Annotated in this window: 28 protein-coding genes and 2 tRNA genes; 23 read left to right on the top strand and 7 right to left on the bottom strand. The window is 57.4% G+C overall.

Features of this window, described 5'->3' with window-relative positions:
• Positions 1-55: 55 nt before the first annotated feature.
• From ACZM8Y_RS08335 to ACZM8Y_RS08325, 3 genes are all read right to left on the bottom strand, one after another.
• Positions 56-292 (bottom strand): hypothetical protein, encoded by a 237-nt coding sequence (locus ACZM8Y_RS08335; RefSeq protein WP_483971867.1) that lies wholly within the window; start codon positions 290-292, stop codon positions 56-58.
• A 25-nt stretch (positions 293-317) separates the two neighbouring features.
• Positions 318-659 carry a recombinase family protein gene (locus ACZM8Y_RS08330; protein ID WP_479858733.1) on the bottom strand — a complete coding sequence of 114 codons (342 nt, stop codon included), beginning with the start codon at positions 657-659 and terminating at the stop codon, positions 318-320.
• A 255-nt stretch (positions 660-914) separates the two neighbouring features.
• A complete protein-coding gene (locus ACZM8Y_RS08325) occupies positions 915-1,145 on the bottom strand; it encodes a hypothetical protein (protein WP_482331273.1) in 231 nt (76 codons plus the stop codon).
• Position 1,146: 1 nt separating this feature from the next.
• Between ACZM8Y_RS08325 and ACZM8Y_RS08320 the strand changes: the two genes are divergently transcribed.
• Positions 1,147-1,290 (top strand): hypothetical protein, encoded by a 144-nt coding sequence (locus ACZM8Y_RS08320; RefSeq protein WP_489501702.1) that lies wholly within the window; start codon positions 1,147-1,149, stop codon positions 1,288-1,290.
• 31 nt (positions 1,291-1,321) lie between these two features.
• On the opposite strand, the gene ACZM8Y_RS08315 is transcribed toward ACZM8Y_RS08320, so the two are convergent.
• Complete coding sequence (locus ACZM8Y_RS08315) at positions 1,322-1,522, bottom strand: hypothetical protein (protein WP_337430355.1); 201 nt, start codon at positions 1,520-1,522, stop codon at positions 1,322-1,324.
• Between the two features lie 1,472 nt (positions 1,523-2,994).
• Entirely contained in the window at positions 2,995-3,681 is a 687-nt protein-coding gene (locus ACZM8Y_RS08310; RefSeq protein WP_482331284.1) for a hypothetical protein, read from the bottom strand.
• A 517-nt stretch (positions 3,682-4,198) separates the two neighbouring features.
• Here ACZM8Y_RS08310 and pheS point away from each other — a divergent pair.
• The 12 genes from pheS to ACZM8Y_RS08250 all read left to right on the top strand — a co-directional run bounded on the left by pheS (position 4,199) and on the right by ACZM8Y_RS08250 (position 16,036).
• Positions 4,199-5,236, top strand: coding sequence for a phenylalanine--tRNA ligase subunit alpha (pheS, locus tag ACZM8Y_RS08305; protein ID WP_308772189.1), 1,038 nt, complete (start codon positions 4,199-4,201; stop codon positions 5,234-5,236).
• A 173-nt stretch (positions 5,237-5,409) separates the two neighbouring features.
• On the top strand, positions 5,410-7,809 hold the full coding sequence (gene pheT, locus ACZM8Y_RS08300) for a phenylalanine--tRNA ligase subunit beta (protein ID WP_482331292.1): 2,400 nt from the start codon (positions 5,410-5,412) through the stop codon (positions 7,807-7,809).
• A gap of 77 nt (positions 7,810-7,886) precedes the next feature.
• Entirely contained in the window at positions 7,887-8,237 is a 351-nt protein-coding gene (locus tag ACZM8Y_RS08295; protein WP_302551933.1) for a MerR family transcriptional regulator, read from the top strand.
• A 6-nt stretch (positions 8,238-8,243) separates the two neighbouring features.
• The gene (gene rpe, locus ACZM8Y_RS08290) at positions 8,244-8,915 is read left to right on the top strand and encodes a ribulose-phosphate 3-epimerase (RefSeq protein WP_302551934.1); all 672 of its coding nucleotides are present in this window, start codon (positions 8,244-8,246) and stop codon (positions 8,913-8,915) included.
• A 17-nt stretch (positions 8,916-8,932) separates the two neighbouring features.
• Positions 8,933-10,927, top strand: a complete 1,995-nt coding sequence (gene tkt, locus ACZM8Y_RS08285) for a transketolase (protein WP_487480225.1) — start codon at positions 8,933-8,935, stop codon at positions 10,925-10,927.
• Positions 10,928-11,265: 338 nt separating this feature from the next.
• Positions 11,266-12,567, top strand: a complete 1,302-nt coding sequence (trmD, locus tag ACZM8Y_RS08280; protein WP_482334033.1) for a tRNA (guanosine(37)-N1)-methyltransferase TrmD — start codon at positions 11,266-11,268, stop codon at positions 12,565-12,567.
• A 176-nt stretch (positions 12,568-12,743) separates the two neighbouring features.
• Positions 12,744-13,091 (top strand): 50S ribosomal protein L19, encoded by a 348-nt coding sequence (rplS, locus tag ACZM8Y_RS08275; RefSeq protein WP_005029482.1) that lies wholly within the window; start codon positions 12,744-12,746, stop codon positions 13,089-13,091.
• Between the two features lie 133 nt (positions 13,092-13,224).
• Entirely contained in the window at positions 13,225-13,938 is a 714-nt protein-coding gene (rnhB, locus tag ACZM8Y_RS08270) for a ribonuclease HII (protein WP_302551937.1), read from the top strand.
• On the top strand, positions 13,935-14,336 hold the full coding sequence (locus tag ACZM8Y_RS08265) for a YraN family protein (RefSeq protein ID WP_302551938.1): 402 nt from the start codon (positions 13,935-13,937) through the stop codon (positions 14,334-14,336). Before rnhB ends, ACZM8Y_RS08265 begins: the two co-directional genes overlap by 4 nt.
• The gene (gene rsmI / locus ACZM8Y_RS08260; RefSeq protein ID WP_308771511.1) at positions 14,278-15,111 is read left to right on the top strand and encodes a 16S rRNA (cytidine(1402)-2'-O)-methyltransferase; all 834 of its coding nucleotides are present in this window, start codon (positions 14,278-14,280) and stop codon (positions 15,109-15,111) included. The genes ACZM8Y_RS08265 and rsmI overlap by 59 nt, the downstream gene beginning before the upstream one ends.
• 3 nt (positions 15,112-15,114) lie before the next feature.
• Entirely contained in the window at positions 15,115-15,576 is a 462-nt protein-coding gene (smpB, locus tag ACZM8Y_RS08255; RefSeq protein ID WP_302551940.1) for an SsrA-binding protein SmpB, read from the top strand.
• A 384-nt stretch (positions 15,577-15,960) separates the two neighbouring features.
• Positions 15,961-16,036 (top strand) — tRNA-Ala (locus ACZM8Y_RS08250).
• A 311-nt stretch (positions 16,037-16,347) separates the two neighbouring features.
• Here ACZM8Y_RS08250 and ACZM8Y_RS08245 read toward each other — a convergent pair.
• Entirely contained in the window at positions 16,348-17,574 is a 1,227-nt protein-coding gene (locus tag ACZM8Y_RS08245; protein ID WP_479859329.1) for an MFS transporter, read from the bottom strand.
• 162 nt (positions 17,575-17,736) lie between these two features.
• On the opposite strand from ACZM8Y_RS08245, the gene ACZM8Y_RS08240 reads away from it, so the two are divergent.
• Positions 17,737-18,201 (top strand): MarR family winged helix-turn-helix transcriptional regulator, encoded by a 465-nt coding sequence (locus ACZM8Y_RS08240; protein WP_479859330.1) that lies wholly within the window; start codon positions 17,737-17,739, stop codon positions 18,199-18,201.
• An 885-nt stretch (positions 18,202-19,086) separates the two neighbouring features.
• On the opposite strand, the gene ACZM8Y_RS08235 is transcribed toward ACZM8Y_RS08240, so the two are convergent.
• The gene (locus ACZM8Y_RS08235; RefSeq protein WP_308771431.1) at positions 19,087-19,257 is read right to left on the bottom strand and encodes a hypothetical protein; all 171 of its coding nucleotides are present in this window, start codon (positions 19,255-19,257) and stop codon (positions 19,087-19,089) included.
• 222 nt (positions 19,258-19,479) lie between these two features.
• On the opposite strand from ACZM8Y_RS08235, the gene ACZM8Y_RS08230 reads away from it, so the two are divergent.
• The 9 genes from ACZM8Y_RS08230 to ACZM8Y_RS08190 form a co-directional block, all read left to right on the top strand.
• Positions 19,480-19,929: a universal stress protein gene (locus tag ACZM8Y_RS08230; RefSeq protein WP_302551945.1), complete on the top strand. Its 450-nt coding sequence runs from the start codon at positions 19,480-19,482 to the stop codon at positions 19,927-19,929.
• A gap of 303 nt (positions 19,930-20,232) precedes the next feature.
• Entirely contained in the window at positions 20,233-20,901 is a 669-nt protein-coding gene (locus ACZM8Y_RS08225; protein ID WP_487480111.1) for a PaaI family thioesterase, read from the top strand.
• A 62-nt stretch (positions 20,902-20,963) separates the two neighbouring features.
• The gene (locus ACZM8Y_RS08220; RefSeq protein WP_487480110.1) at positions 20,964-21,437 is read left to right on the top strand and encodes an NfeD family protein; all 474 of its coding nucleotides are present in this window, start codon (positions 20,964-20,966) and stop codon (positions 21,435-21,437) included.
• A 23-nt stretch (positions 21,438-21,460) separates the two neighbouring features.
• A complete protein-coding gene (locus ACZM8Y_RS08215; protein ID WP_302551948.1) occupies positions 21,461-22,393 on the top strand; it encodes an SPFH domain-containing protein in 933 nt (310 codons plus the stop codon).
• 272 nt (positions 22,394-22,665) lie between these two features.
• Positions 22,666-23,337, top strand: a complete 672-nt coding sequence (gene ric / locus ACZM8Y_RS08210) for an iron-sulfur cluster repair di-iron protein (protein WP_482333405.1) — start codon at positions 22,666-22,668, stop codon at positions 23,335-23,337.
• Between the two features lie 214 nt (positions 23,338-23,551).
• Positions 23,552-23,638: transfer RNA gene (locus tag ACZM8Y_RS08205), tRNA-Leu, on the top strand.
• 223 nt (positions 23,639-23,861) lie between these two features.
• Positions 23,862-24,284: an Arm DNA-binding domain-containing protein gene (locus tag ACZM8Y_RS08200; RefSeq protein WP_483971870.1), complete on the top strand. Its 423-nt coding sequence runs from the start codon at positions 23,862-23,864 to the stop codon at positions 24,282-24,284.
• On the top strand, positions 24,197-25,069 hold the full coding sequence (locus ACZM8Y_RS08195; RefSeq protein ID WP_479860094.1) for a tyrosine-type recombinase/integrase: 873 nt from the start codon (positions 24,197-24,199) through the stop codon (positions 25,067-25,069). Before ACZM8Y_RS08200 ends, ACZM8Y_RS08195 begins: the two co-directional genes overlap by 88 nt.
• A gap of 129 nt (positions 25,070-25,198) precedes the next feature.
• Positions 25,199-25,509 (top strand): hypothetical protein (locus ACZM8Y_RS08190; protein ID WP_489501701.1); only part of this gene is annotated, 311 nt, incomplete at its 3' end.

Raw genomic sequence — 25,509 nt, 5'->3', positions numbered from 1 at the left:
TGATCCTTGACAGAAAATTGTAGAGGGTGGCACGGTTGTAGACTTCTCTATCCGCCTATGGATAAGTTTTTCCGTATGATTTTACTTTCTTACGGAAAGTGGAGCGGGCCATGCCCGTGCGTTTCGTGGCCTCCGTCATGGAGATATTTCCCTGTTTCCAGAGCAGAAAGATTTCCGAGAAATTTTTTGGCAATGGTTGCGGCTTTGGGCCAAACTTTACGCCATTTCGTTTGGCCACGGCGATCCCTTCAGCCTGCCGTTTGCGGATATTCTCCCGTTCGTTTTGAGCCACAAAGGAAAGTACCTGCAAGACAAGGTCAGCAGAAGGTGCCGAGCAGATCTTTGTCGTGCCTTGTGTCGAGCAGGGGCATATCCAAGACGAGGATGTCAACCCGTTTTTCCTTGGTAAGAAAGCGCCATTGTTGCTGAATCTCCTCGTAATTGCGCCCGAGCCGATCAATGCTGGTAATGCAGAGCTGATCGCCGGGCTTAAGGCGTTTTAGCAATTCCTGATATTGAGGACGCTGAAAGTCCTTGCCTGATGGTTTGTCCATAAAAATATGGTCGGCGGGAATGGCTTTTTGTTCAAAGGCCATGCGTTGGCGTCCCTCATTCTGATCCGTGCTGGAGACGCGGATATATCCGTATGTCTGTTCCATACTATTCCCTGCGTGTTGATGTTACGGTTCCTCAAGCGGTCTGTCAGAGTTGAAGGAAGAGACGTATCGGCTTTCAGTGGCGGTGCGCGCCGCAATGACGGGGGCTTTGGCTGCGGCGGATTGGGTTGGGGGATCATCTTTTTATCTTTGGCCGCCTGAGTCCATTGCGGTATTTGGCAAGAGGCGGCGGTCTTACGTGGATTCTTTTCCCGTGCAGGTGTCCGGCAATTTCCTGCATTGCGAAACTTCGTTTTTTCATCCGATCCAGCTCAGGGACAGGGTAAAAACAGCCTTCTTCATAGGCGTCATCCGATTTCCGCCCAAAGCGGCGGCGGTAGGTTTGAGCTTGGCGAATTCATGTCCGATTTTTTGAACTGGGCCGTGGTGATGGCATAGTATTTTCCCTGTCTTGGGTGGAGCGTCGCCCCGGATTGGCTTTGTGTCTTTCCAGTTGAACGGGACAGCCGCCCACGCTTCAAGAAGCATAGTGGCTATATCCTCGGCCTGCGCGAAACTCTTCCTCCAACGCCTTGCGTTATCCTCATGCTGCGGGCAGACCGTGGTTGCTGACGTTTCTTCTTCTTCTTCTTCTTCTTCTTTCCTCCTCTTGCTGACGCGTCCCTTTTTCTAACGGTGCTGAAGCTGTTCAGCCTTCTTGCTCTCTACAACGTCGAGATGTTGCGGGCGGAATCGTCGATTGCAGTAAAAACTCCCGATTCCCTGCCATTGGGCACCTTCATTTTCTGTAGATGTGCTTCCAGCCCCGTTTTTTCCCACAACGTTGCCTCGGCAAGCCGTACATTCCACTTCCAGCCATGTTTATTTTTTGTGCAGCGTTTCCATTTACCGTTACGCTTGAGCAAGATATTTGCGGTAAGCGTCTTTTTCAGCCCGTCAAGAAGGAGGGCTGTTTTTCCAGTATGGATAGTTGAAAATGAAGACTTCGGGAGAAAGGGGGACTAAAGAAATGTTCCACTTCCTCAGCTTTGCCGCCCATACTTCTCAATGTTCTTTTTCCGCCTCCCCCCACACGCCTCCCAATCAATAATGGCGTGGAGTGCATTTTTGATAAGATTAAGGGTTTTCAAGGACAACCTGCTTAAAGCGGTCTGTTGCTTTTGAACTCGCGGGTAATGATGCCGTTTTCCATCCGCTATGATCCCAGAGGGGAACAATCCATTGCCGTTCAAAATACCCTGAGAGGATTGCAGGAGGTTACCGCATGATTTTCCCCCTGACTGCTCAGGCTTTCCATGAATATGTCAATGTTTTCCTTAGATGTTGCGATTATTTCGGGCTTGGGATAGAGCCCGCTGAGATAAGTTTCCTTCCATGCGTTCTTGTTTATGGGGATCATATTGAAAAGTTGGGGCAGACAGAGAAGACCGTGGGGATGGGACGGTTGATGCTGCTTCACAAAAAATCTTCTGAATCCGTTTGGATTTCAGGAGGGCTGGTACACGTCAAAAGACCCCCGTGAGGGATCGGACGGGAGCATAACGGGAAATTTAAACAAGATGGGAAAACGGCAGACTGGTTATGCCTTGCGTATAGGGTGTGTATCCGCTTCTTTGAGGAGCATATCCCTTAGATTGCGGTAGGCTTTTTTAACCTTGTGCTTTTTTGTAAGCAGGTGGCCACAATATGAATCTTTCGGCCTTACAGGGACGGCGAATCGAATTTTGGAGGTTCGTACCAGATAGCAGAACATGGGCGAATACGTGAGAGGCTGGTTTCCTTTCATGGCGTCACGGACAGTCGCAGCCCTTCTTTCCAGATGGATTCGGGAATACGAAAAACGGTTTTTCCATCATGTGGCGACCTTTCATATGAAGAAGTACAGCCGGTTATCAATAATTGAATTCGACGGTGTTGCCCATAAAACAGACTCCACAAAGGCGTGGGTGGATGCCTTTCACTTTCCGGCACAGTGGATAATAAAGGGATGCTCGATGGCGTCTCTCTCTCTCTCTCTCTCTCTCTCTCTCTCTCTCTCTAACGGCCCCAGCCCCCTTCCCCGTAACATCCCCTCTCTCCCCCTCCGTGCACCCCCGGTTCCACTGCCTGTAAGAAGCCCCTGTCGAGGGCGTGATATTCTTCCTTAACGCATGACAGGCATACCTTTTTTCTCTGTTTTTCCGCTTGGCAGACCCTACGATCGTGGGCTTTTATTGGCTTGCTACGTGGAACTTCAAAATGGCGTGTAGAAAGCTCCCTTACCGAAGCATTAAGGTATTCGTGTTGCTTTCAAGTGGAAAAGAAATGAGAGAAGGTACAATATAAGATGGGAAGTCGCACGGATTTCCCCACCATGATATAGACTATGCAAGCGAAACTAATGCAGGAAGGCTATTCCCAGAGCGGCAAGTGCTACCAGTATGAGGCAAACGCCCAGGCAGCCTTTTTCTTTTCGCTTTTTTTCAGGCTGTACTTTTTTTGCGGGGGCCGTGGGTTGATATTGGGGCTTCTGCTGGTTCGGCAAGGCTGTTTTTTCAACCAAGTCTTTTTTGTTGAAAAGCTCTTGCAGTTCGTGCGTAACGCGTTGCCTCCAATCTTCAAACCAATGTTCGGGGTGCTGGCGCTTGTATTCCCGTTCAAGGTGTTTTGTGAGGTCGTCCAGATCAGAAATATCCGCCGGAATGGATGACGTATCCAGAGGATAGAAAGATCGCGTGATTTCCCGCGCGATCTGAATGAAATAGTTCATGCTGTGTTTGTCATCAAGCATGACGCCGGAAAGGTAGAGGAGCTTGGCGCAGGCCTCGATGTTTCTCTTGTTTAAATGGCACTGGGTAAGGTTCACATAGAAATTGCCGGAATTCAGCTCAATGAACGATCCTAAGTATTGGCAGCAGCCGGCTACCCATGTGGAAAACTCTTTGTTGAACTCCTTTTTGATCTGGATGAAGGTCGCAACGGGGTGCTCATCCAACTCATCCAGAAAACTGCCGGGAAGGGAGTAGGGCGCAGGGAAGGACGGAAGCTTGGCTGGGGTGCGCTTCATGGCGCCGGCGGCCTCCAAGGACGCTTGGGCCATTTTTTTGATGGCCTCAGGCTCAATGAGCGTTTGTTTATAGTCGTGTGGCAACGAATCGAACGCTTCCCTTTTCTTTTCGGGGAGGCTGTTTCGGAATTCTTCAATCCGTTCGTCCAGATCCATGCGTATACCTTGTTTGCTTGGAGTGGGGCCGCCGCGGTATGGGGCCGTGGGGAGCGCCGCAAATATTCCATGCGGGAGAATATGGTTCCAGCAGCATAACTGAGAATCATTTCCGTGACAACAGATGTCTTGAAAAGGTGCGTTGCTTGGGAATGTTTTCCCACGCGCTCACTGAAAAGGCGATATGGAAAAGGGCGGGCAGAGCCGGGGCAGGCGCCCAAACGGCAGGAAAGTACACGCCGCCATGTGCAACCGGGGCATCGGCATTGCGGATTTACAAGGCATTCCCGGTATGCTAAGACTGAAGTCCTTATTGTTCGGCGTCGTATCCGGCCGTATGTAATCACACAAAGTGTAACGAAATTATTAGGTTGTCTAGATGGACCTTCTCACGGAACTTGAAAGCCTGATCCCGGAACTTGAAAAGGGTTTGGATCAGGCTTCTTCGTTGCAGGAAATGGAAGCGCTCCGGGTTGAATTCCTCGGACGCAAGGGCCGCATTGCCCGTATCATGTCTCGCCTCCCCGAACTTGAACCTGCGCAGCGGCCTTTGCTGGGGCAAACCGCCAACCGGGTGAAGGAAAGCCTGACCGCTCAGTTTGAAGCCAAGAAGACGGCTCTCGACAACGCCGAAGAAGCCGCCGCACTGGCGCGCTTTGACGCCGGCCTGCCCGGACGCCTGCCATGGCGCGGTTCGCTGCATCCGGTGACCATGGTGATGGAAGAAATCTGCGCCATCTTCAAGGGGCTTGGCTACGACATCGTATCCGGCCCGGAAGTGGAGACGGACTACTATTGTTTTGAGGCGCTGAACATTCCGCCGGAACACCCCGCGCGCGACATGCAGGATACCCTGTACGTGTCCGACGGCATTGTGTTGCGTACGCATACGTCCCCGCTTCAGGTGCGGACCATGCTCAAGCAGAAGCCTCCCGTTGCCGTGGTTGCGCCCGGACGCGTCTACCGCCGCGACTCGGACATCACGCACACGCCGATGTTCCATCAGGTCGAAGGCCTGCTCGTGGACAAGCACGTGACTATGGCTGACCTGCGCGGGACGCTTACCGCGTTCATGCGTGAAGTGTTCGGTTCCGATACCCGCATCCGTTTCCGTCCGAGCTTCTTCCCGTTTACGGAACCCAGCGCCGAGGCCGACATTTCCTGCTGCATGTGCGGCGGGAAGGGGCATGTCGGCGGCACCACGTGCCGCGTGTGCAAGGGGACCGGCTGGCTGGAAATCCTCGGCTGCGGCATGGTCGATCCCGAAGTCTTCAAGGCCGTTGGCTACGACCCGGAAGAGGTGACCGGTTTCGCCTTTGGCCTTGGCGTGGAACGTATCGCCATGCTGAAGTACGGCATTGGGGATCTGCGCATGTTCTTTGAGAACGACGTGCGTTTCCTCGGCCAGTTTGCCTAGGGTATCCCCTCCTTCGGACAGGGAATCGGGATCGGTTTCAGCTTTTTCTTGCAGGCGGTTTCCGGTTCATTCGGAAAAATGCCTTTGCGATCCCGATCAAGAGAAGAATGCGCCGTCTTGTGGGAAGGCTTTCCTTGGCGGTTTTTGGGGCGATGCCCCGAAAGGATTGAGCAATGCTGTTAAGTCTGAAATGGTTGCGCGAATTTGTCCCGGTGGAAGCCGGGGCTCAGGAAGTCGGCGATCGCCTGACGATGCTTGGGCTGGAACTGGAAGACATCATCCATCCGTATGATGCCATCAAGGACATCGTCGTCGGGCACGTCCTGACGAAAGAGGCCCATCCCGACTCGGATCATCTGGCCGTATGCACGGTGGATGTCGGACAGGAAGAAGTGCTGAACATCGTGTGCGGTGCGCCCAATGTGGCCGCCGGGCAGAAGGTCCCGGTGGCGCTGGTGGGTACGACGATGCCCGGCGGCATGGTCATCAAGAAGGCCAAGCTGCGCGGCGTGCCCTCGTTCGGCATGATCTGCTCCGAGCGAGAGCTGGGGCTTTCCGAAGATCATAACGGCATCATGGTGCTGCCCGAAGGCTTCAAAGTCGGCACCCGCCTCATCGACGCGCTGGATCTGGATACGGAGATTCTGGAAATCGGCATCACCCCGAACCGCGGCGACTGCCTGTCCGTACTCGGCCTTGCCCGCGAAGCGGCGTTGGCTTTCAAGCTGCCTCTGACGCTGCCCAAGGTGCATGTGGAGGCACAGGGGGCGGATTGGGCTTCGGAGTGGGCGGTGAACATCCCGAATCCCGACTTGTGCCCGTTCTACCAGCTGCGCCTTGTGGAAGGCGTGACCATCAGGCAGTCGCCCATGTGGATGCGCCACCGTCTGCACGCCGTGGGTATCCGTCCCATTTCCAACATTGTGGACGTCACCAACTATATTTTGATGGAGCTGGGGCAGCCGCTGCACGCCTTTGACCGCGACAAGCTGGAAGGCGGACGCACGGAAATCTCCGTGGCCCGTGACGGCGAGCGCCTTGTGACCCTTGACGGTCAGGAGCGTGTGCTGACCTCCGCCGACCTGCTGATCCGCGACGGCATGAAGCCTGTTGCTCTCGCCGGGGTCATGGGCGGGCTTAATACGGAAATTTCCGACGCCAGCCGCAACGTCGTGGTTGAGAGCGCCGTATTCCGTCCCGAAACCATCCGCAAGACGGCCCGGCGTCTCGCCCTGTCCAGCGAAGCCTCCTACCGCTTCGAGCGCGGCGTGGATCAGGTCAATTCCCGGTTCGCTATGGACAGGGCCGTCAGCCTGATGGCGGAGCTTTCCGGCGGCGTGGTTCGTACGGGGGCCTGCACGCAGGAGCCCAAGCTGTGGGCGGCCCCGCAACCGCGTTTCCGTGTCCAGCGTGCCGTCGATCTGCTCGGCATGGATGTCGAGCCCGCATTCTGCGCGGATACGCTGGAACGTCTGGGCTGCGGCCTTGACCGTTCCGACGAGGCGGACTGGAAAGTCACGACCCCAAGCTGGCGTTCCGACCTGAGCCGCGAAGTGGATCTTATCGAAGAAATCGCGCGTGTGAAGGGCATGGACACCATCCCGGAAACCCTGCCCGCCGTTTCCCGTCCCCTCGATCGTTTCGGGCAGCCGGAATCCAGATACGGCTTTCTGTCCCGCATCAAGGCGTGGGGGCGCGGCCTCGGCCTGAACGAAGCCGAGAACTACAGCTTCGTCGGGCACAAGGATCTCGATCACCTTGGCCTTCCCAAGGAAGGCCGCATTGACATCATCAACCCGCTGACCGAAGAACAGAATGTGCTCCGCACCGAGATCGCCCCAAGCCTGCTGCAGAACGTGCGCACCAACATCGCGCACGGCAACATGGGCGTCCGCCTGTTTGAAGTGGCCAACGTATTTGAGGCCGATCCCGCTTCCCAGACCACGGCGAAGGAAAGCGCCCGCCTCGGCATGGTGATGTACGGTTCCTTGTACGACACGGCATGGCCGAATGCGGAAATCGACGCCGGATATGCGGACATCCGCGGCTTGGTGGAGCATCTCGCGGCGTTCCTGAATCTTCCCGCGCCTGTGTTCACCCGTGACGAAAACGCCCATCCCTTCCTTGCGCCGTGCGTGCGCGTGGCCGTCGATGGGAAGCCCGTCGGTGTGGTGGGCCAAGCCAAGGCGCAGCTCGCCGACGCCTACCATGCCCGCAAGCGCATCTGGCTGGCGGAACTGGATCTGGAAACCTTGTGGGATCTGCACCGGGCGGCCCGCATCGTGTTCAAGGCGTTGGCCGTGTTCCCGGCGTCCAGCCGCGACGTGACGGTCATCGCGCCGCTTACCCTGTCCGTGGCCGCCGTTGAGAAGCACATCCGCGACATGCGGATCGCCATCCTTGAAGACGTGACCCTCATCGACCTGTATGAGCCCAAGGATAAGGAAGAACGCAACCTGACCTTCCGGCTCACGTTCCGCAAGGCCGATCGGACTCTTAAAGATGCCGAGGTGGACAAGGAGCGGGAAAAGGTGGCACAATCGCTTATCAAGAATCTGGGCGTCCGTATCTGATCGCGGGCGCATCACTGGCGAGGCATGTCTTTTTGTCTGTAATCAATGGAGCATGACGCGTTCCGCATGGGAACTCTATGACTGGACGGACGTATCGCATTGGGGAAGCGGCTCGGATGCTGAAGCTGGAAGGCTACGTATTGCGTTTCTGGGAAACGGAATTCGAGCAGCTGCGCCCCTTGCGTACGCCGAAAGGCCAGAGGTTGTATTCCGATGCGGATCTCGTCGTGCTCCGGCGCATCCGCACCTTGCTGCACGAGCAGGGGATGACCATCGAAGGGGCCAGGCGCGTCCTCAGCCGGGAATGCGCCGAGTCCGGGGACGGAAAGGCCCAGGCAAGCGCGGAAGACATGCTCCGCCATGTGGAAAGCGAACTGATGGCCCTGCAGGCATTGTTGGGACGGCAGCGTCTTAAACCGACAAGGTAAGCTCCGATGATTCTTTCTCCTTCCCTTCTTTCCGCTGACGTGGGCAACCTTGCGGCGGAGCTTTCGGCTTTGGAGGCCGCCGGTCTCCGGTGGGTGCACTGGGATGTCATGGACGGGCGGTTTGTGCCGAACATTACCTTCGGGCAGCACGTCATCAGGCAGTTGCGCAAGCGCAGCGGCCTGTTTTTTGATGTGCATCTGATGATCGTGGAGCCCGAAAACTATCTTTCCGAATTTCAGGCCGCGGGTGCCGACATGCTGGTCGTGCACGCCGAGGCCACTCGGCATTTGCAGCGCACGCTCGCCGAAATCCGGCGTCTGGGCATGAAGGCCGGCGTCGCGCTTAACCCCGCCACCCCGTTGTCCGCATTGGAATACGTGCTGGAGGATGCCGACATGATCCTCCTCATGAGCGTGAACCCGGGATTCGGCGGCCAGAAATTTTTGCCGATCACCTATGAGAAGATCCGCCGCCTTCGCCGGATGCTGGACGATCGCCGCCTTGAGGCGCTTATCCAGATCGACGGCGGCGTCACGCCCGACAACACCGCCGATCTCGTGCGCGCGGGTGCGGACGTGCTGGTGTCCGGTTCGGCGTTTTTCTCGGTTCCACCCTATGAGGCCCGTCGTCTGGCGTTTGAGAGCAAGGCGGGGGAAGCCCGTTCACTGACTTTGTAAGCTGACGGAGAGTAACCATGCGTTCCCGTAAAGAACTTGCCGATGCCGTTCGTATCCTTTCCATGGACGCCGTAGACAAGGCCAAGTCCGGCCACCCCGGCGCGCCCATGGGCATGGCCGACATGGCGGAAGCCCTGTGGCGCGGCGTGTTGCGCCATAACCCCGCCAACCCCCAGTGGGCCAACCGTGACCGGTTCGTCCTGTCCAACGGCCATGCCTCCATGCTGCTCTACAGCGTGCTGCATCTCACCGGCTATGACCTGAGCATGGACGATATCAGGAATTTCCGTCAGCTCGGCTCACGCACGCCCGGCCACCCCGAAAAGGGCGTGACCCCCGGCGTGGAAACCACCACCGGGCCGCTCGGACAGGGCTTTGCCACCGCCGTGGGCATGGCTGTGGCTGAAAAACTGCTCGCCGCCGAGTTCAACCGCGACGGCTTCCCCATTGTCGATCACCACACATACGTGTTCCTCGGCGACGGCTGCCTCATGGAAGGGCTGTCGCAGGAGGCCTGTTCCCTCGCCGGGACTCTCGGCCTCGGCAAGCTCATCGTCATGTATGACGACAACGGCATTTCCATCGACGGCGACGTACGCCAGTGGTTCGGCGACGATACGCCCGCCCGTTTTGAAGCGTGCGGCTGGCACGTCATTTCCGGCGTGGACGGCCATGATGCCGCCATGCTCGACGCGGCGCTGGTTCTCGCCCGCAAGGAAACCGAGCGTCCGACCCTGATTTGCTGCAAGACGACCATCGGCTACGGTTCCCCCAAGAAGGGCGGGACGGCATCGAGCCACGGCTCGCCGATGGGTGCGGAAGAAAACGCCGCCGTGCGTGCCGCGCTCGGCTGGAAGGATGAACCCTTCGTCATGCCGCAGGACATCAAGGATGCGTGGGACGCCCGCGAGCGCGGTGCGGCGCTTGAAGGCGAGTGGAAGGCCCTGTTCGCCGACTACGCGAAAGCCTACCCCGAGCTTGCCGCCGAATTTGAACGCCGGATGAGCGGCGCGCTGCCCGCCGACTGGGAAAGCGTCTCTTCCGCCGCCATCGCCCGTTTTGACGCGGACAAGCCGAAGGTCGCCACCCGTATCGCCAACCGCGACGTCCTGAACGCCATCGCTCCGCATCTGCCGGAACTGTTCGGCGGTTCCGCCGACCTGACCGGTTCCGTGGGCACGTGGCACGAAAAGGCTTCCCGCATCGGCCGCGACGACTGGAACGGCAATTATCTGTCCTACGGCGTGCGTGAATTCGTCATGGGCACGGTCATGAACGGCCTTGCGCTGCATGGCGGGTTCATCCCCTACGGCGGCACGTTCCTTGTGTTCTCGGATTATGCCAGAAACGCCATCCGCCTGTCCGCGCTCATGAAGCAGCGCCTCGTCTGGGTATTGACGCATGATTCCATCGGCGTCGGGGAGGACGGCCCCACGCACCAGCCCATTGAGCATGTGAGCAGCCTGCGCCTCATTCCCGATCTGTTCGTGTGGCGTCCCTGCGATGCGGTGGAAACCGCCGTGGCGTGGAAGGTGGCCCTTGAGTCCGCCGAACCGTCCTGCATGGTGCTGACCCGTCAGGGCCTGACGCCCCAGACCCGCACGGCGGAACAGCTTGAAGCCGTGAAGCGCGGCGCATATATCCTCAAGGACTGCGAAGGCACGCCCGATGTCATCCTTATCGCCACGGGTTCCGAGGTGCAGCTTGCCGTTTCCGCCGCCGAAGCGCTGGCCGGGAAGGGCCGCAAGGCGCGTGTGGTTTCCATGCCCTGCGTCGAGCTTTTTGACGCTCAGCCTGCCGAGTACAAGGAAAACGTGCTGCCCCGCGCCGTGCGTGCGCGCGTGGCGGTCGAAGCGGCCTCCGTGGACGGCTGGTGGAAGTATGTGGGGCTCGACGGCGCTGTGGTCGGCATGTCCGGCTTTGGCGAATCCGCTCCCGGCGATGTGCTGTTCAAGCACTTCGGGTTCACCGTCGAGCATGTCGTTGACGTTGCCGAAAGCTTGTTGAAGTAGGGAACGGCTGGGGGAGGGGAGAGGAAACCCTTCTGGAGAAGGGCTTTCCTCTCCCCTCCCCCAGACCCCCGCCCCTCTCCTTCCTAAGACTTTTGATTTATGGGGAGGTTGTGCGGCGGGAGAGCAGGAAGAGCGTATTTTTATTCGCTGTTTTCATCCCTAACTGAAGCGGCGTCTGTTCCCCCTCTCTTCTGATAAAGAGGGAAACCTGCGAACAGGGATTCGATAAGGGCGAAAGTCTTGGGAAGAGAGGGGATGGGGTTTGGGGAAGGGGGGAGAAACCTTTCTTCAGAAAGGTTTCTCCCCCCTTCCCCAATCTGTATCTCCACACGACAACTATGAAAATCAACATACTGACCCTGTTTCCCGAATGGTTTGAGTCCCCGCTGGATACGGCCCTGCTCGGCAAGGCGCGCGAGGCGGGGCTTGTCGAATTCGACATCCTGAACCCCCGCGACAGGACGGAAGACCGCCACCATATCGTGGACGACCGTCCTTACGGCGGCGGGCCCGGCATGGTCATGATGCTGGAACCGCTGGTAAAGACCTTGCGGGAACTGGAAACGGAGCGGGGCGGGGCGGGGCGGATCATCATGCTCGCCGCCGCCGGTAAGCCGCTCACGCAGTCGCTGGCCCGCGAACTGGCGCGGGAAGAGACGCTGACGCTGGTGTGCGGCCGGTATGAAGGCATCGACGCCCGGCTTATGGACATTCTGCCGGTCGAACAGGTCAGCGTGGGCGAGGCCGTGCTCAACGGGGGTGAGGCCGCCGCCATGATGCTGGTGGAGGCCGCGACCCGGCTCATCCCCGGCTTCATGGGGAAAGAGGAATCCGGCGACGACGAAAGTTTTTCGGCGGGCCTGCTGGAGTATCCGCACTTTACGCGCCCGGAGGTGTTTGAGGATGTGCCCGTGCCGGATGTGCTGCGTTCGGGGGATCACGGGCGCATAGCCAAGTGGCGGCGCGAGCAGTCGCTGCGGACGACGCTTCGGGTCCGGCCCGACATGCTGGACGAAGCGCCGCTGACATCGGATGATATGGCGTACCTGCGGGAAACGGCGGAGGCCGCCGGACGGCTCCGCCTTGGCCGGAACCTCCATTGCGCGTTGGTGCATTATCCCGTTTTCCTTGGTGATCGCAAAACCGGCGCAACCTCTTTGACAAACCTCGACGTTCACGATATAGCACGGTGTTCTCGCACATATGGGCTGGGGAGTTTCACGGTTGTGACCCCCCTGAAGGATCAGCAGGCCATTCTGGAAACGCTGATCCGCCATTGGACGGAAGGGCCCGGAGGCGCCTCCAACCCGGATCGCGCCGAAGCGTTCAGCCTCGTCCGCATGGCTTCCGATGTGCAGGGAGCCGTTGATTTTGTGGAAGCACGCACGGGACAGCGCCCGGTTCTGCTGGGAACCAGCGCGAGGGACAACGGCGTCATGACGCCTCAGGCTGTGCGGGATCTGCTTGCGGATCGTCCTGTTCTGCTCCTTTTCGGGACAGGGCACGGAATGGCCCCGGAGATTCTGGACGCCTGCGACGGCGTACTGAGGCCGCTGCGGTGGATGGATGCGTACAACCATCTCCCGGTGCGTGGGGCGGTCGCCATTACCCTTGATCGGGTGCTCGGCGACTGTTGCTAGAGCCTCTTCACGGCCGCACCTTTGCGGTACGGTGCAATGCTCTGTGTTGATACCTCCCCCGACGACGGGGCGAGAGAGCGCAAGCGACAGCCCGTTTCGGGAGTCACCGACAAACGAAGCGACATAACTTCAGGTTGCCCGCCAGACGGGGCAACGACTTCTTTGAGGAGAAGGACATGACCATTATCGAAAAGATCGAACGCGAACAGATGCGCCTTGATATTCCCGCTTTCAAGCCCGGCGACGCCGTGAAAGTGCACTTCCGTATCGTCGAAGGTGAAAAGGAACGTATCCAGGTGTTCCAGGGCAACGTGATCCGTATGCACCGCGGCACCGTGGGCGCTACCGTGACCGTTCGCAAGGTCTCCGACGGCGTGGGCGTGGAACGTATCTTCCCCCTGCACTCCCCCTTCATCGACCACATCGAGCTGGTGACCGAAGGCTCCGTGCGCCGCAGCCGTCTGTACTACCTCCGCGATCTCAAGGGTAAGGCTGCCCGCATCAAGCCCAAGAAGCGCTACTAGTCCCCCATCAGGGAAAAGGGGCGTTTTTCCCCGCAGTGAGGCGTTTCCCGCCCGGCGACGGGCGTTCTGGAAAAAGGGATCTTTACAGGAAAGATCCCTTTTTCCCTTTTTGGCCTTTTGTTACGGAGAGTGTATGGCTGGCCGCAAAAAATCCGTGTCCGTGCAGGAAGAGCTGCTTTTGTGCCCTTCTGCAAAATCGGGCGACTGGTTCCCCGGCATCCCCCTTTCGGCGGTTGCCGGGATCGACGAGGCCGGGAGGGGCTGCCTTGCCGGGCCCGTGGTGGCGGCGGCGGTGGTTTTGCCCGAAGGCGCGGTTATTCCCGGCCTTGCGGATTCCAAGGTATTGTCGCCCACCCGCCGGGACGGTCTGGCCGCCGAGATCGGGGCCGTGGCGCTGGCTTGGGGGCTTGGCGTCGTCTGGCCTCCCGAAATCGATCGCATCAATATTTTGCAGGCGACGCTCAAGGCCATGTGCCACGCCGCCAGCGTGTTGAAAGTCCGGCCCAAAGGTTTGCTCATCGACGGCAACCAGACGATCCCCGAACCGCTGTTCCGGCAGCGCGCGGCGTACTGGCCGTCATCCCCGCGCCAGAAATCCATTGTGGACGGCGATGCGCTGGTTCCGGTCATTTCGGCGGCGTCCATCATCGCCAAGACCTTCCGGGATATGCTCATGGACAAGCTCGACAGCCGCTATCCCGGCTATGGTTTCGCCAAGCACAAGGGTTACGGCTCTAAAGAGCATTTTGCCGCCCTGCGTGAGCTTGGGCCGTGCCCCATGCACCGGAAGACGTTCCGGGGCGTTTTGCCCGAACAGCAGACGGCGCGGCAGGGTTCGCTTTTGTGACCTTGCGGCAGGAAAAGGGGCGCGCCGGGGAGGATGCCGCCGCGGATTGGCTGGAAAAGGCCGGGATGCGGATACTCGCCCGCAATTGGCGCAGCGGTTCGTATGAACTGGATATTGTCTGCGGCGACGGGGACGAGCTGGTTTTCGTCGAAGTCCGTCTGCGCGGCAAAGGGGGGCTTGTTTCGCCCGAAGCGAGCATGACGCCCGCCAAATGCCGCAGCGTGGTCAAAGCCGCCCAAGCCTATTTGTCCGCAAGCGGGGAATGGGATGTCCCCTGCCGATTCGATCTTGTCTGCGTCCGTGACGCGGGCGGAACCTTTGAACTGGATTATTACCGCCATGTCTTTGACATCTCCGAAATTATGGGTAGTGGCGACGCCGCTTGGCAACCCTGGTGATCTTTCTCCCCGCGCGCGGGAAGTCTTGGAAGGCGCGGATACGGTTCTTGCGGAGGACACCCGCCGGGCGGGGCTGCTGTGCCAGCGCTGCGGGGTGAAAGCCAAGCGGTTCATGAGCTTTCATGACCATAACGAAGAGAGCAAGCTGGACGAAGTGCTGGGCCTGCTGGACGAAGGCCGGACGCTTGCGCTCATTTCCGACGCCGGGCTGCCGCTGGTGGCCGATCCCGGTTACCGGCTGGTTCGTGCCTGCCGCGCGGCGGGGATTCCCGTATCGGTGGTTCCGGGGCCGAGTGCGCCCGTGACGGCGCTCGCCGGGAGCGGCATTGCGCCGCAGCCGTTCGCGTTTTTGGGGTTCCTTCCCCGCAGCCGCTCGGATCAGGAAAAGACGCTGGCGCCCTTTGCCAATCTGGCATTGACGCTTATCTTCTTTGAACGTAAGGATCGACTGGGCGAAACCCTTTCTGCGGCCCATGCCGTGCTCGGCCCGCGGGAACTTTGCATTGCCCGCGAACTGACCAAAACGCATGAGGAATATATCCTTGGGCGGCTGGAGGACGGCGTCCCGGCTGGGGTTGAGCTGCTTGGCGAGATCACGGTGGTGGTCGGGCCTGCGGAAGCCGGAGGCGTGACGGACAGGGAAGAGGTGTTGCGCCTCATTGCCGAGGAGCGGGAACTGGGCGGTTCGCCACGGGATGTCGCGCGCCGGGTGCAGACCCGGACGACCGGATGGACGGTCAAGAGCATTTACGCGCTGCTGTCCGCAAGGAGGTAAGCTATGAGCGCCAAGAAATCGGGCGGTTCCCTCATTGGGGACAACCGTAAGGCCCGTCATATTTATGAATATCTGGAAACCATCGAAGCGGGCATTTCCCTGACCGGGCCTGAGGTGAAAAGCCTTCGCGCCGGGCAGGTGAATTTCACGGACAGCTATGTGGAGTTTAAGCGCGGTGAAGCGTGGCTGATCGGCCTGCACATTGCCCCGTATACGAATGCCGGGTACGTGGAGCAAAACGCGGACAGGCCCCGCAAGCTGCTGATGCACGCACAGGAAATCGCATCGTTTGCCGCGAAAGTGGAGCAGAAGGGCCTGACCATCGTTCCGGCGAAGCTGTATCTCAAACACGGGAAGATCAAGGTGGAGCTGGCTCTTGGGCGGGGCCGCAAGCTGCACGATCACCGCATGGAACTGAAGCGCCGCGCCGAGACGCGGGATATGCAGCGCGAATTGCGCGGATAGCGGCGCCATCGGGATGTAGCCGGGAAGGGGCTTTCGGAGCGATCCGCCAGCCGAGTCCTTTGGGAAAGGCTCTGTCATGGGATGTGATTGTTTTATTTTTATAATATGGTGAAAAATACAGGCTTTCCTCTAGTTTTTAGTTGATGGCTCCATAATTGCGGCACGTTATGGGCTGTTCCCTTGGAGTTTCAAGAAAGAAAACATCAACCATTTCTATGGCACAGCCTTTGGAAATGCCCGCCGGATGGAAGGCATACGGTGAAGGCGGCGCTTGGGAATGCCCCTTCGTTTTCCGCCAAAGGAAAAGTTTGGATGCGTGGGCCGTTTTGCTTGACAGCGTGAAGGTGATCCCGTATAGAGGACTCCGTTGCTGCGGCAACCTTTGGGGATGTAGCTCAGCTGGGAGAGCGCAGCGTTCGCATCGCTGAGGCCAGGGGTTCAATCCCCCTCATCTCCACCAGATTTCGTCTTCTACAGACACAAAAGTCTCAAGCCTGTTGGCTTGAGACTTTTTGTTATGGGCTTTCATCTGTTGTGGCATGAAGCGGCCGAAACACTAAACCACCCGCTGTGCGGGTGGTTGTTATTTGTGCTGTGTTTTTGTAGGGATCTTTTCTATAGTATGTGGTTGTTTCATCTCCACAGTGCGGTGAAAAATACGGCCTTTTTCCAGTTTTCCCCTTGTCGGGATCCACGGCCAAGGTATTTTTCCGGTTATCCCTTAGGAGCTTCAAGGGAAAAAGCATCAACCATTTTCTATAACACGGCCTTCTACTTTATCCCGGCCGCATGTTTCCCGTGCAGGATGTAGTAGATGGCCAGCGCACAGATCACTGTGCCGGAAAGGGTGAGGTACATGCCGCTGTAGCCGATGATCGGCACAAGGAAACCAAAGAGATAGGGGCCGAGCCCTATGCCGAAGTCAAAGAAGATGAAGAATGTTGTGGTGGCCTGAGCGAAGCGCGAGCGGGAAACCAGGGAGAGCGATACGGCTTGCCCCACAGACTGGAAGTTGCCGAAACCCACGCCGAGGGTGAAGCCGGAAAGGAGCAGCATCCAGCCGTATTCCGCATGGGCCAGCAGAACGAGGGACAGGGCCGTCAAGAGAAAGATAGGGAAGAAGATGACGTTTTCGCCGTGGGTGTCGTACAGCCGTCCGGTTATGGGGCGGGTGGCCAGCGCTGCCAAGGCGTACAGCAGGAAGAACAGGCTTGCGGGGCCGGAAAGGCCCCTTTCGGCAGCGAACGAAGTCATGAAGGCCTGCACGCATCCGTAACCCAAGCACGTTATCAGTGCTACAAGGGAAAAACGCACCACACGAGGATCGATATAGCTGTTGAGGCTCAAGAGCGGGCGATGGCGGCGCTGCATCGCCGGGAGGGTTCCCAGTCCGAAAAAGATGGCGAGACAGCCCAGCGCGATGCCGACGTTGATTTGCATCAAGGTCGCATACTCCATATGGCCGCTCAGGGTAATGCCGAGGAACGGCCCCAAAGCCAGAGCCAACGCCGTGCTCATGCTGAACAAGCTGATGCCGAAACCATGATGCTGCTGTGGGACCACATAGGCCACGATGGTTCCGGTAGCCGTGCCGATAACCCCGACGCCGATGCCGGCCAGAAGCCTCTGGATGAACAGCAGCGGCAGGGAATCCGCCAGAAAGAAGCTTGCTATGCTGGCCGTGTACAGCAGCAGCCCGGCGCACAGGATGCTCCGGCAGCCGAAAAACGACAGAAGGTTTCCGGTGACGAAACGACCGACTAGGCAACCTATGACCATGATGCCCGCGGTGAAGCCCGCTGTGCTGAGGCTCACGGCATAGGCTTGCCGTGCATACGTGGTGCTGGTGACGAATATCAGGTAATAGGCCGTCATGACCAGCAGATTGATGAGGGTTACCACATTGAAGTTACGGTTGCATATCTCCCTCAGCGTTTCCCTCGTTCCCCGTTTGGGTGCGTTTTCCGTCCTGTTGCGTCGGATGCGGCGATTCGGCATCGCAGGTTTCTCCTCTATAAAAATCGTTGCGTCCGCAACGACTATGTGTTTTCTTTCATGCTGTCAAGCGGGGGGCGAATTTTTTTCCGCTTCCCGCTCAGGGCGTTGGAGGCCCTTTTACAGCCCGTGCTTCCGGAGGCATAGGGAATCAACAGGGAGGGAATGTTGGAACTGACTTGCAAGTGGATCACCTTGGCCAATCGGTACTATTATATGTACCTCAGCAAAGCGCTTGCCCCGTATGGCATCAACACGAGCCAGTATCTTTTTATTGCCGTGCTGTGCAAGGAGCCGGGCATTACGCAGGACAAGCTGCCGGAGCGGATCGGCATCAACAAGAGCAACGTGACGCGAGGGCTGGCGCAATTGGAACAGGCGGGCTTTATCCGGCGGGAAACCAACCCGCAGGATAAACGTACGACTACGGTGTATCCGACGCAGCGGGCCCTTGATATTTATCCGCAGCTCATGCGGCTGATTTCGGAGTGGGATTCCGCCGTCACCAGCTTGTTTTCCGATGAAGAGAAGCGGACTCTTCAGGTCTTGCTGCGACGCCTGACGGATTCCGCCAAAGCTTTCGGCAAGGAGGCCGGGGCATCGCCCTCTGACGGGGAGGAGCAGGCCTGAAAGGAACGCTGTTTTTCCTCTGGCTGTGCCATAGAAAATGGCTGATGTTTTTTTCTTTGAAGCTCCAGAGGATTAACCGGCAAAATGCGTTAGCCGTGGATTCCGCCAATGGGAAAACTGGAGAAAAAGGCTGCATTTTCACCGCGCTGTGAAGATGAAGCAACCACATACTATGGCAGCGCCTTGTAAAAAAGAGTCTTCCCCATACACATGGGAAACCGCCGAAATGAAGGCCGCAGCCTCCGGCAATCCGGAGCCTTCCCATATAAATGGGGAAAACGATCCAAGGAAACCGTTCCGCCGCCGTCCACGGGTGCCTTCCCTATATACATGGAGAAACCTCACGGGCCAGCGTCGTCAGCATCTGGGAATTGGTGCCTTCCCCATATACATGGAGAAACCCCTGTCGCTGTCTTTCGGCGGGTTCGACATGCCGTGCCTTCCCCACGCCCATGGGGGCCGCCGAGCGCCCCGCCGCCCGTGCCGTGGTGAGTAAGTGCCTTTTCCCCACACACATGGAGGCAGCCCCTTTAGCTCAGCCCCACGCTGGTCATAATAGTTTCTCTAGGCTATGTCGTTGTTTTGTGTATAGCTATTTGAAATTATTTAAATAATATTTATAGCTTAAAATATAGTTTAATAATTTCAATATATTATATCTGGTTGACGCCACGCCCTAGCCATGTGGGAGGGAAGGCACGGGCAGGGAGGGCCCTATACGGTTTGTTAGGGGTTAACCTAAAGGGAAAACGCTGCGCGGGCAAAGGGATGGCCGCCGGAGGGGAGGCGGGGGAGGGGGGCAGAAAGAGGGCGTCCGGGCACCGAGAGCGCCCCGCAGGGGGCGGATAAAGCGAAAGCCCCGGAACCCCGGCTTTAGGGGCGGATCTATCTGTGAGCCTTGCGCCAGCCGTCAAAGCGTTCCTGAAATATTTTTGAATCTTGCCTTGTCCGTGTGGACACCATCCAGAGAAAGACGCAGATGGTGAGGGCCACAAAGCCCACAAGGGCGAACAGGATATATACGATGACCGTCAGAATGGCAAAAAGCGTTTCCATAGTGCTGCCTCCGTGTCCAAGCTTAACAGAGAAAGGCTCCGCGTCAAAGAGGGTACGGAGGGGCGGGCGGAGGAGGCGCGTGGAAGAGAGGTTTCGGACAGGCCGCCGGAATGTGGGAAGGCGCCCCGCCGAGGGCTCGCATCCTTGACTTTAGCGAGTTCCGGGCTATTGTGAAGACAGAGGAAAGGCGTTTCCTATCACTTCATTACGGAGGCATCATCTATGGAAATGAAGAAGATTCTCTGCGCGGTGGACTTGGAAGATACAATCACCCCTTCCGTCGAATACGCAAAGATGATGGCGTCCATGGCCGGGGCCTCCATTTTGGTCGCTTATGTCATCCCGTCCCACACGCCGTATGAGGATGTGTATCTTTCCGCCAACAACCAGCCGAATGAAGTGAATAATCCCAACGAAGCCATCCAGAAGTCCATGAACGCTCTCTTGACGGGACAGTTCGCCGGGATGGGCGCCACGGGCGTCATTCTCGTGGGCCGGCCTTCCGAAGAGCTGGTCAAGCTGGCTGAAGAAAAGGGGATCGACCTCATTATTATGGGCACGCACGGACGGGCGGGGTTTGATCGCCTGCTGTTCGGATCCGTTGCGCATGAAGTGGTTCGGGCCGCGCCATGCCCTGTGATGACCATCCGGCCCCCTATGCCGAAGAAGTAAGCGATAAGGGCGCCCTTCTGATTGGGAGGGCGCCTTTTTTATAGGCTCTGTTATGGAAAATGGTTGATGCTTTTTTCTTGAAGCTCCAAAGGGATAACCGGAAAATGCCTTGGCCGTGGATCCCGCCAAGGGGAAAACCGGAAAAAAGGCCGTATTTTTCACCTCACTGTGGAGATGAAACAACCACATGCTCTAACAGAGCCTTTTTATAGGCTCATCCGTCCACGGTCAAAATGCCGGGAAGTGATGCCTCGCGCTGCATTGAGGTGTGTTTCAGGAAGGGCGGGCCCCTTCCGCTTCACGTTGTGGTTTTCAGCGGACTGGTTGGCGAGCATGGGACGGTGGGCGGGGAGTGAAGCGTTCGCCAAGGCCGACGTCGCCTTGCCCTGCGCGAGGCCGGGCGGACGGGATCGTTTCGTCTTATCGGTAACGTTCCGATATCGGAAGGAAAACGGGCGGGCTGTTGACAGGGTTGGCGCGAGTATGGAAAATTGGCCTATTGCTGGGGCCAGCCGTCCGGGGCTGGCTGATAAGTTGTTGCAGGGAGGCAGGATGTTGACGCTGGAAGAGATTCGCGCGCACTTTCGACGGCATGATCCCGTTTCATCTTCGCTGGGCATTGAGGTGCTGGAAGTGGGAAGGGGATACAGCCTCGTCGGGATGCCGACGCACGGATGCCAGCTCAACGGCATGGGAACGGTGCATGACGGGGCCATTTTTGTTCTGGCGGACGTGGCGTTTGCGGCGCTTTCCAATGCGGACGGCCTGTACTGCACGAATGCCCAGACCTCCATTTCGTTTATGCGCTCAAGCCGCGAGGGGCCTTTACGGGGGGAAGCGCGTGCGCTCCGTTCAGGAAAGCCGCTTTCCATATATGAGGTTCGGGTAACCGATGCCGAAGGGGATCTTGTAGCCGTGGCGACCATAACAGGCTATGGCGTCGGCACGCGGCTGCCGCTGGGGGATGCGTAGCGTTTGCGGGGCCGCATCGGGCGTTTTGTTGCGGAAAGTACTCAAAGAAGGAGGAGGCCGTCGTGTCTGTCGCCACCATGTGGTTTATTCTGGGGATCGTTTTGCTGGCCGTGGAGCTGGTGTCTCCCGCATTCGTACTGTTCTTTTTCGGCTTTGGCGCATGGGCGGCGGGGGTGACGGCATTGTTCGTGGATGATCTGACCATTGAAGTGATCGTCTTCGGGGCCTCGTCCATTGTATTCCTCCTTTCGCTGCGGCGGCTGTTTGTCCGCAGCTTCCGCGGGAAGACGCAGGTTTCATCGGACGCCGCGTCCGCAGGGCTGCCGAATCTGCACGTCGGGAAAATGGGTACGGTAACCCGGCCTATCCCGGTAAATGGGGTAGGGGAGATTTCGGTGGGCGGCAGTTTTTGGCGCGCGGTGTCCCCGGAAGCGCAGCCGGAGGGGGCGCAGGTGCGTATCTTGGGGCATATCCCTGATGACGAGTTGACGCTTGAAGTGGTTTCCGGAGGGGAAAACACCCGGAAGCCTGTGTAGCCTTCAAACATGGAGAGTATGGCATGCTTGATTTCATCGATCCCTCGTTGGCGGTTTTCGTTTTTTTGGCTTTGCTGGTCGTCTTCATCCTGTTTAAGACGGTGCTTATCGTGCCGAACCAGCAGGCGGTGGTGATCGAGCGGCTCGGCAAGTTTCATGCCGTCCTGTTTGCGGGTTTCCATATCCTTATCCCTTTCATTGACGCCGTGGCCTACCGCCGCTCCCTGAAAGAAGACGTTTTGGACGTGCCCAAGCAGACCTGCATCACGAGAGACAACGTGAGCGTAGAAATCGACGGCGTGCTTTACCTCCAAGTCGTGAACCCTGAAAAGTCCGCCTACGGCATCAGCGATTATATGTTCGGTTCCGTGCAGCTTGCCCAGACGGCCTTGCGTTGCGCCATCGGCAAGCTGGAACTGGACAGGACTTTTGAGGAGCGCAGCACCATCAATCAGGAGGTCATCTCCGCGCTGGACGCCGCCACCGCGCCGTGGGGCATCAAGGTGCTGCGGTATGAGATCCGCGACATCACGCCGCCTTCCGGGGTTATGGAGGCGATGGAAAAGCAGATGCGCGCCGAACGTGAAAAGCGCGCACTCATCGCGCAGTCCGAGGGCGAGATGCAGGCGCGGATCAATATGGCGGAAGGCGCGAAGGCCGCCGCCATCGCCGAATCCGAGGGCAAGCTGCAGGCGATGAAGAATCAGGCCGAGGGCGACGCGGTGCTGATCCGGGCGGTTGCGCAGGCCACCGCCGACGGCCTTGCCACCGTTGCCGAGCAGATGGAAAGGCCGGGCGGCACGCAGGCTGCGAACCTGCGCGTTGCGGAAAACTATCTGGAACAGTTCGGCAAGCTCGCCAAGGAGGGCAACACCATGATCCTGCCCGCGGATCTGGCGAACATTTCCGGCCTCGTCAGCAGCCTCACATCGGTAATCAAGCAAGCCAAGGCGTAAGAATTCACGAAAAGGGCGGCTTCGGCCGCCCTTTTTTGTGTTGTTTCCGGGGCTACCCCTGCGGGCAGGCTCCGCCGAAACGGTGCATCCGGGCATCCGTGACGAGGCGGCGGCTCCTCCTGTGGGCGGGCTGCGCAGGCCTCAAGGGGCTTACAAGATGGAGCCGCGGGCCCGGATCGGCAGTATTGTTTGGATTATAGCCAGTTATACTCAAAGGTTTTTCCCGTGCCTCATGCTACGGTTCTCCCATACCAAAGCATTGGAGGCTTATTATGCAGAATAAATGGCACGAACACTCCGTCGGCAACATCGTGGTGAATTTCCCTCTATCTTCAGCCATATTTCGTGCTGCTGGCATCGACTACTGTTGCGGCGGCGGGCGTCTGCTCGGCGAAGTCATCAAGGAACAGCGTCTTGTCGACAGCAACATTTATAAGGCGCTGGATGAACTTGCCGCCCGTACGGAAAAGCCTGCTGAGCCTTTCTCTGAAATGAGCGCAGAACGGCTCGTGGAGTTTATCCTGACGAAGCACCACAGCTATCTGTGGGGAGCGCTTCCGGAAGCGCATGAACTGATTGTGAAAGTGCTCAAGGCCCACGGAAAGCGCCATCCCGAGCTGTACGACGTGTACAAGCTGTTTGGCCAGTTGTCGCATGAGATGGAACCGCACCTGATCCGCGAAGAGACGGAACTTTTCCCGGCCATCGCCAACAGTGAGGCGAAGGAACATTGCCAAGCGCTGGTGCATATTCTGGAAGAGGAGCACGAAGCCGCGGGGACTCTGCTCAAAAAGCTCCGCCATGCCACAAACGACTACAGCGTCCCCTGCGACGGGTGCGACACCTTCCGTGAACTGTACAAGAAACTTGCTGAAATCGAGGAAGATACCTTGCAGCACTACCATCTTGAAAACAATATCCTTTTCAAGAAGATCCTTGCGTAGCCGCTGTAATCGTGGGAATTGTATTCCTACGGCGGGCAGCCCTCCCATCCCGTACTTTACCATGATTCAGAGGGGAATATCCCCAGTTGCGGGATGGCGCCGAACGAAAATCAGGCAGGGAACTGAGGGGAGGATGCCCTTTGCTGAAATTTCTTCCGAAAGGGCGTTTTTTCGCTTGCCAGCCCTGAATGTTTTGGGTATATCTTCCTTCCATGCCGAAGTGGTGGAATTGGTAGACACGCTAGGTTCAGGGTCTAGTGGGGGTTCCCCCGTGGGAGTTCAAATCTCCCCTTCGGCACCAAGTAAGAATCCAATCAAGTCCCGTAAGGTGCAAAACGCCTTGCGGGACTTCGCTTTTTTGGCAATGGTATGTCCAGCGAGGTGTCGTGAAAAACGGGGAGAACCAACAAAAATGATGGTATTTGCAGCGGTATGAGCCGACATGGAGGAAACAAGACCCGAAAAATACCGTCACCCTGCAACCCGTTGCCAACAAAGTATTTTAGTCATGCCTGACTGACACCATGCTCAGGAATTTGAAGTCCGACGGTACTCCGGCAAAACTGGCCGACTCTGAAGACTTGTATCTCTACCTCTCCGCTTTCGGCGGAAAATTATGGCGCATGGATTACCGCTATGCCGGAAAAAGAAAAACGCTCAGTTTTGGCGCATATCCCGCCGTATCTCTGAAAGACACGCGCCGCAAGCGCGACAGGGCCAAGGAACTGCTTACCAACGACATTGACCCCGGCGCTCAGAAAAAGGCAGCCAAAGAGGAAGCCGAAGTGGCGGCGCGTGAACAGGCGTTGTCGCCTAGGAATGGTTCGCCACCAGGCAGGATTCCTACGCGGCAGCCAATATTAAGAAAAAACAGTGGCTCATTTCCCTGCTCAATGAACGGATTGGCGATAAGCCCATCAGCAAACTGGTTCCGGTCGATATTCTGAACGCAATCAGGCCGGTTGAGGCCGCAGGATATTCGGTCACAGCGCACAAGCTGGCCGAAACCGCCGGACAGATCTGCCGCTTTGCCCGCACTTGCGGCTATATCGTTTTCAATCCGGCTGACGGCCTCAAGGAAGTCCTCAAGCCAATCCAGACAAAGCACTACGCCACCATCACCGATCCCACCGCTGTTGGTCACCTCCTGCGTTGCATAGACGAATATCAGGGCGGAGCCGTTGTCGGTTATGCGCTCAAGATATTGCCCTATCTGGCCTTGCGGAGCGCTGAACTTCGCGGCGGCAGGTGGTCAGAGATTGATCTGGACAAGGCGCTCTGGGTTGTGTCAGCCGCCAGAAGGGAAAATGCCAAAGACGGCGGCGGGATGAAGATGCGCATTGCCCATGCCGTGCCCTTGCCCACTCAGGCGGTCAGACTTTTCCGGGAACTGTACCTGCTTACCGGCACCGGCGAACAGTGCTTTCCCGGACGTCATTCAGCTTCACAGTGCATTTCCGACATGGCGCTGTTGAACGGTATCCGCCGAATGGGCTTCAGCAAGGAAGAAATGACCATTCACGGTTTCCGCGCCATGTTCTCCACCATCCTGAATGAAAAGAAATTGGAATGGGGCTTTGACGGCGACATCATTGAGGCCCAGCTTGCCCACAAGGAACAAAATACCGTTCGTGATGCGTACAACCATGCGTCATATCTGGATAAACGCCGAGAATTACTTCAGAGATGGGCTGATTATCTGGACGAATTGCGCGAAGGTGTCGTGAACTAAACGACTATAGATATAGTGTTGTTTAGCCCCCGGACCTGGGCCGGGGGCTTGAAGTCAAATAAAATATATTTTTGAGGCTCTATAATGGTGGATAATTATATAAGTGAAATGAATGGTTATATATTAAGAATGGCTGAAATTGATGATATTGAAAAATATTATATCAATTATACTCCATTGGATAAAGAATTAATACGCCTCACAGGATGTAAAGATAAATTTACAAAAAATGAAATATGTAGTTTTGTTAAAATCTATATAGAATCTAATGATAAATATTTATTTTTTATAATATCCCAAGATAATAGTATTATAGGTGAAACTGTAATAAATGAAATTGATTTCTATCATAAACATGCAAATTTTAGGATTGCAATTTTTAAAGATAATTATCGTAATCAGGGGTTAGGGACATGGGCTATTAAACAGACATGTGCTTT

Source organism: Bilophila sp., assembly GCF_057864385.1.
This window is presented reverse-complemented; position numbering and strand designations above follow the sequence as displayed.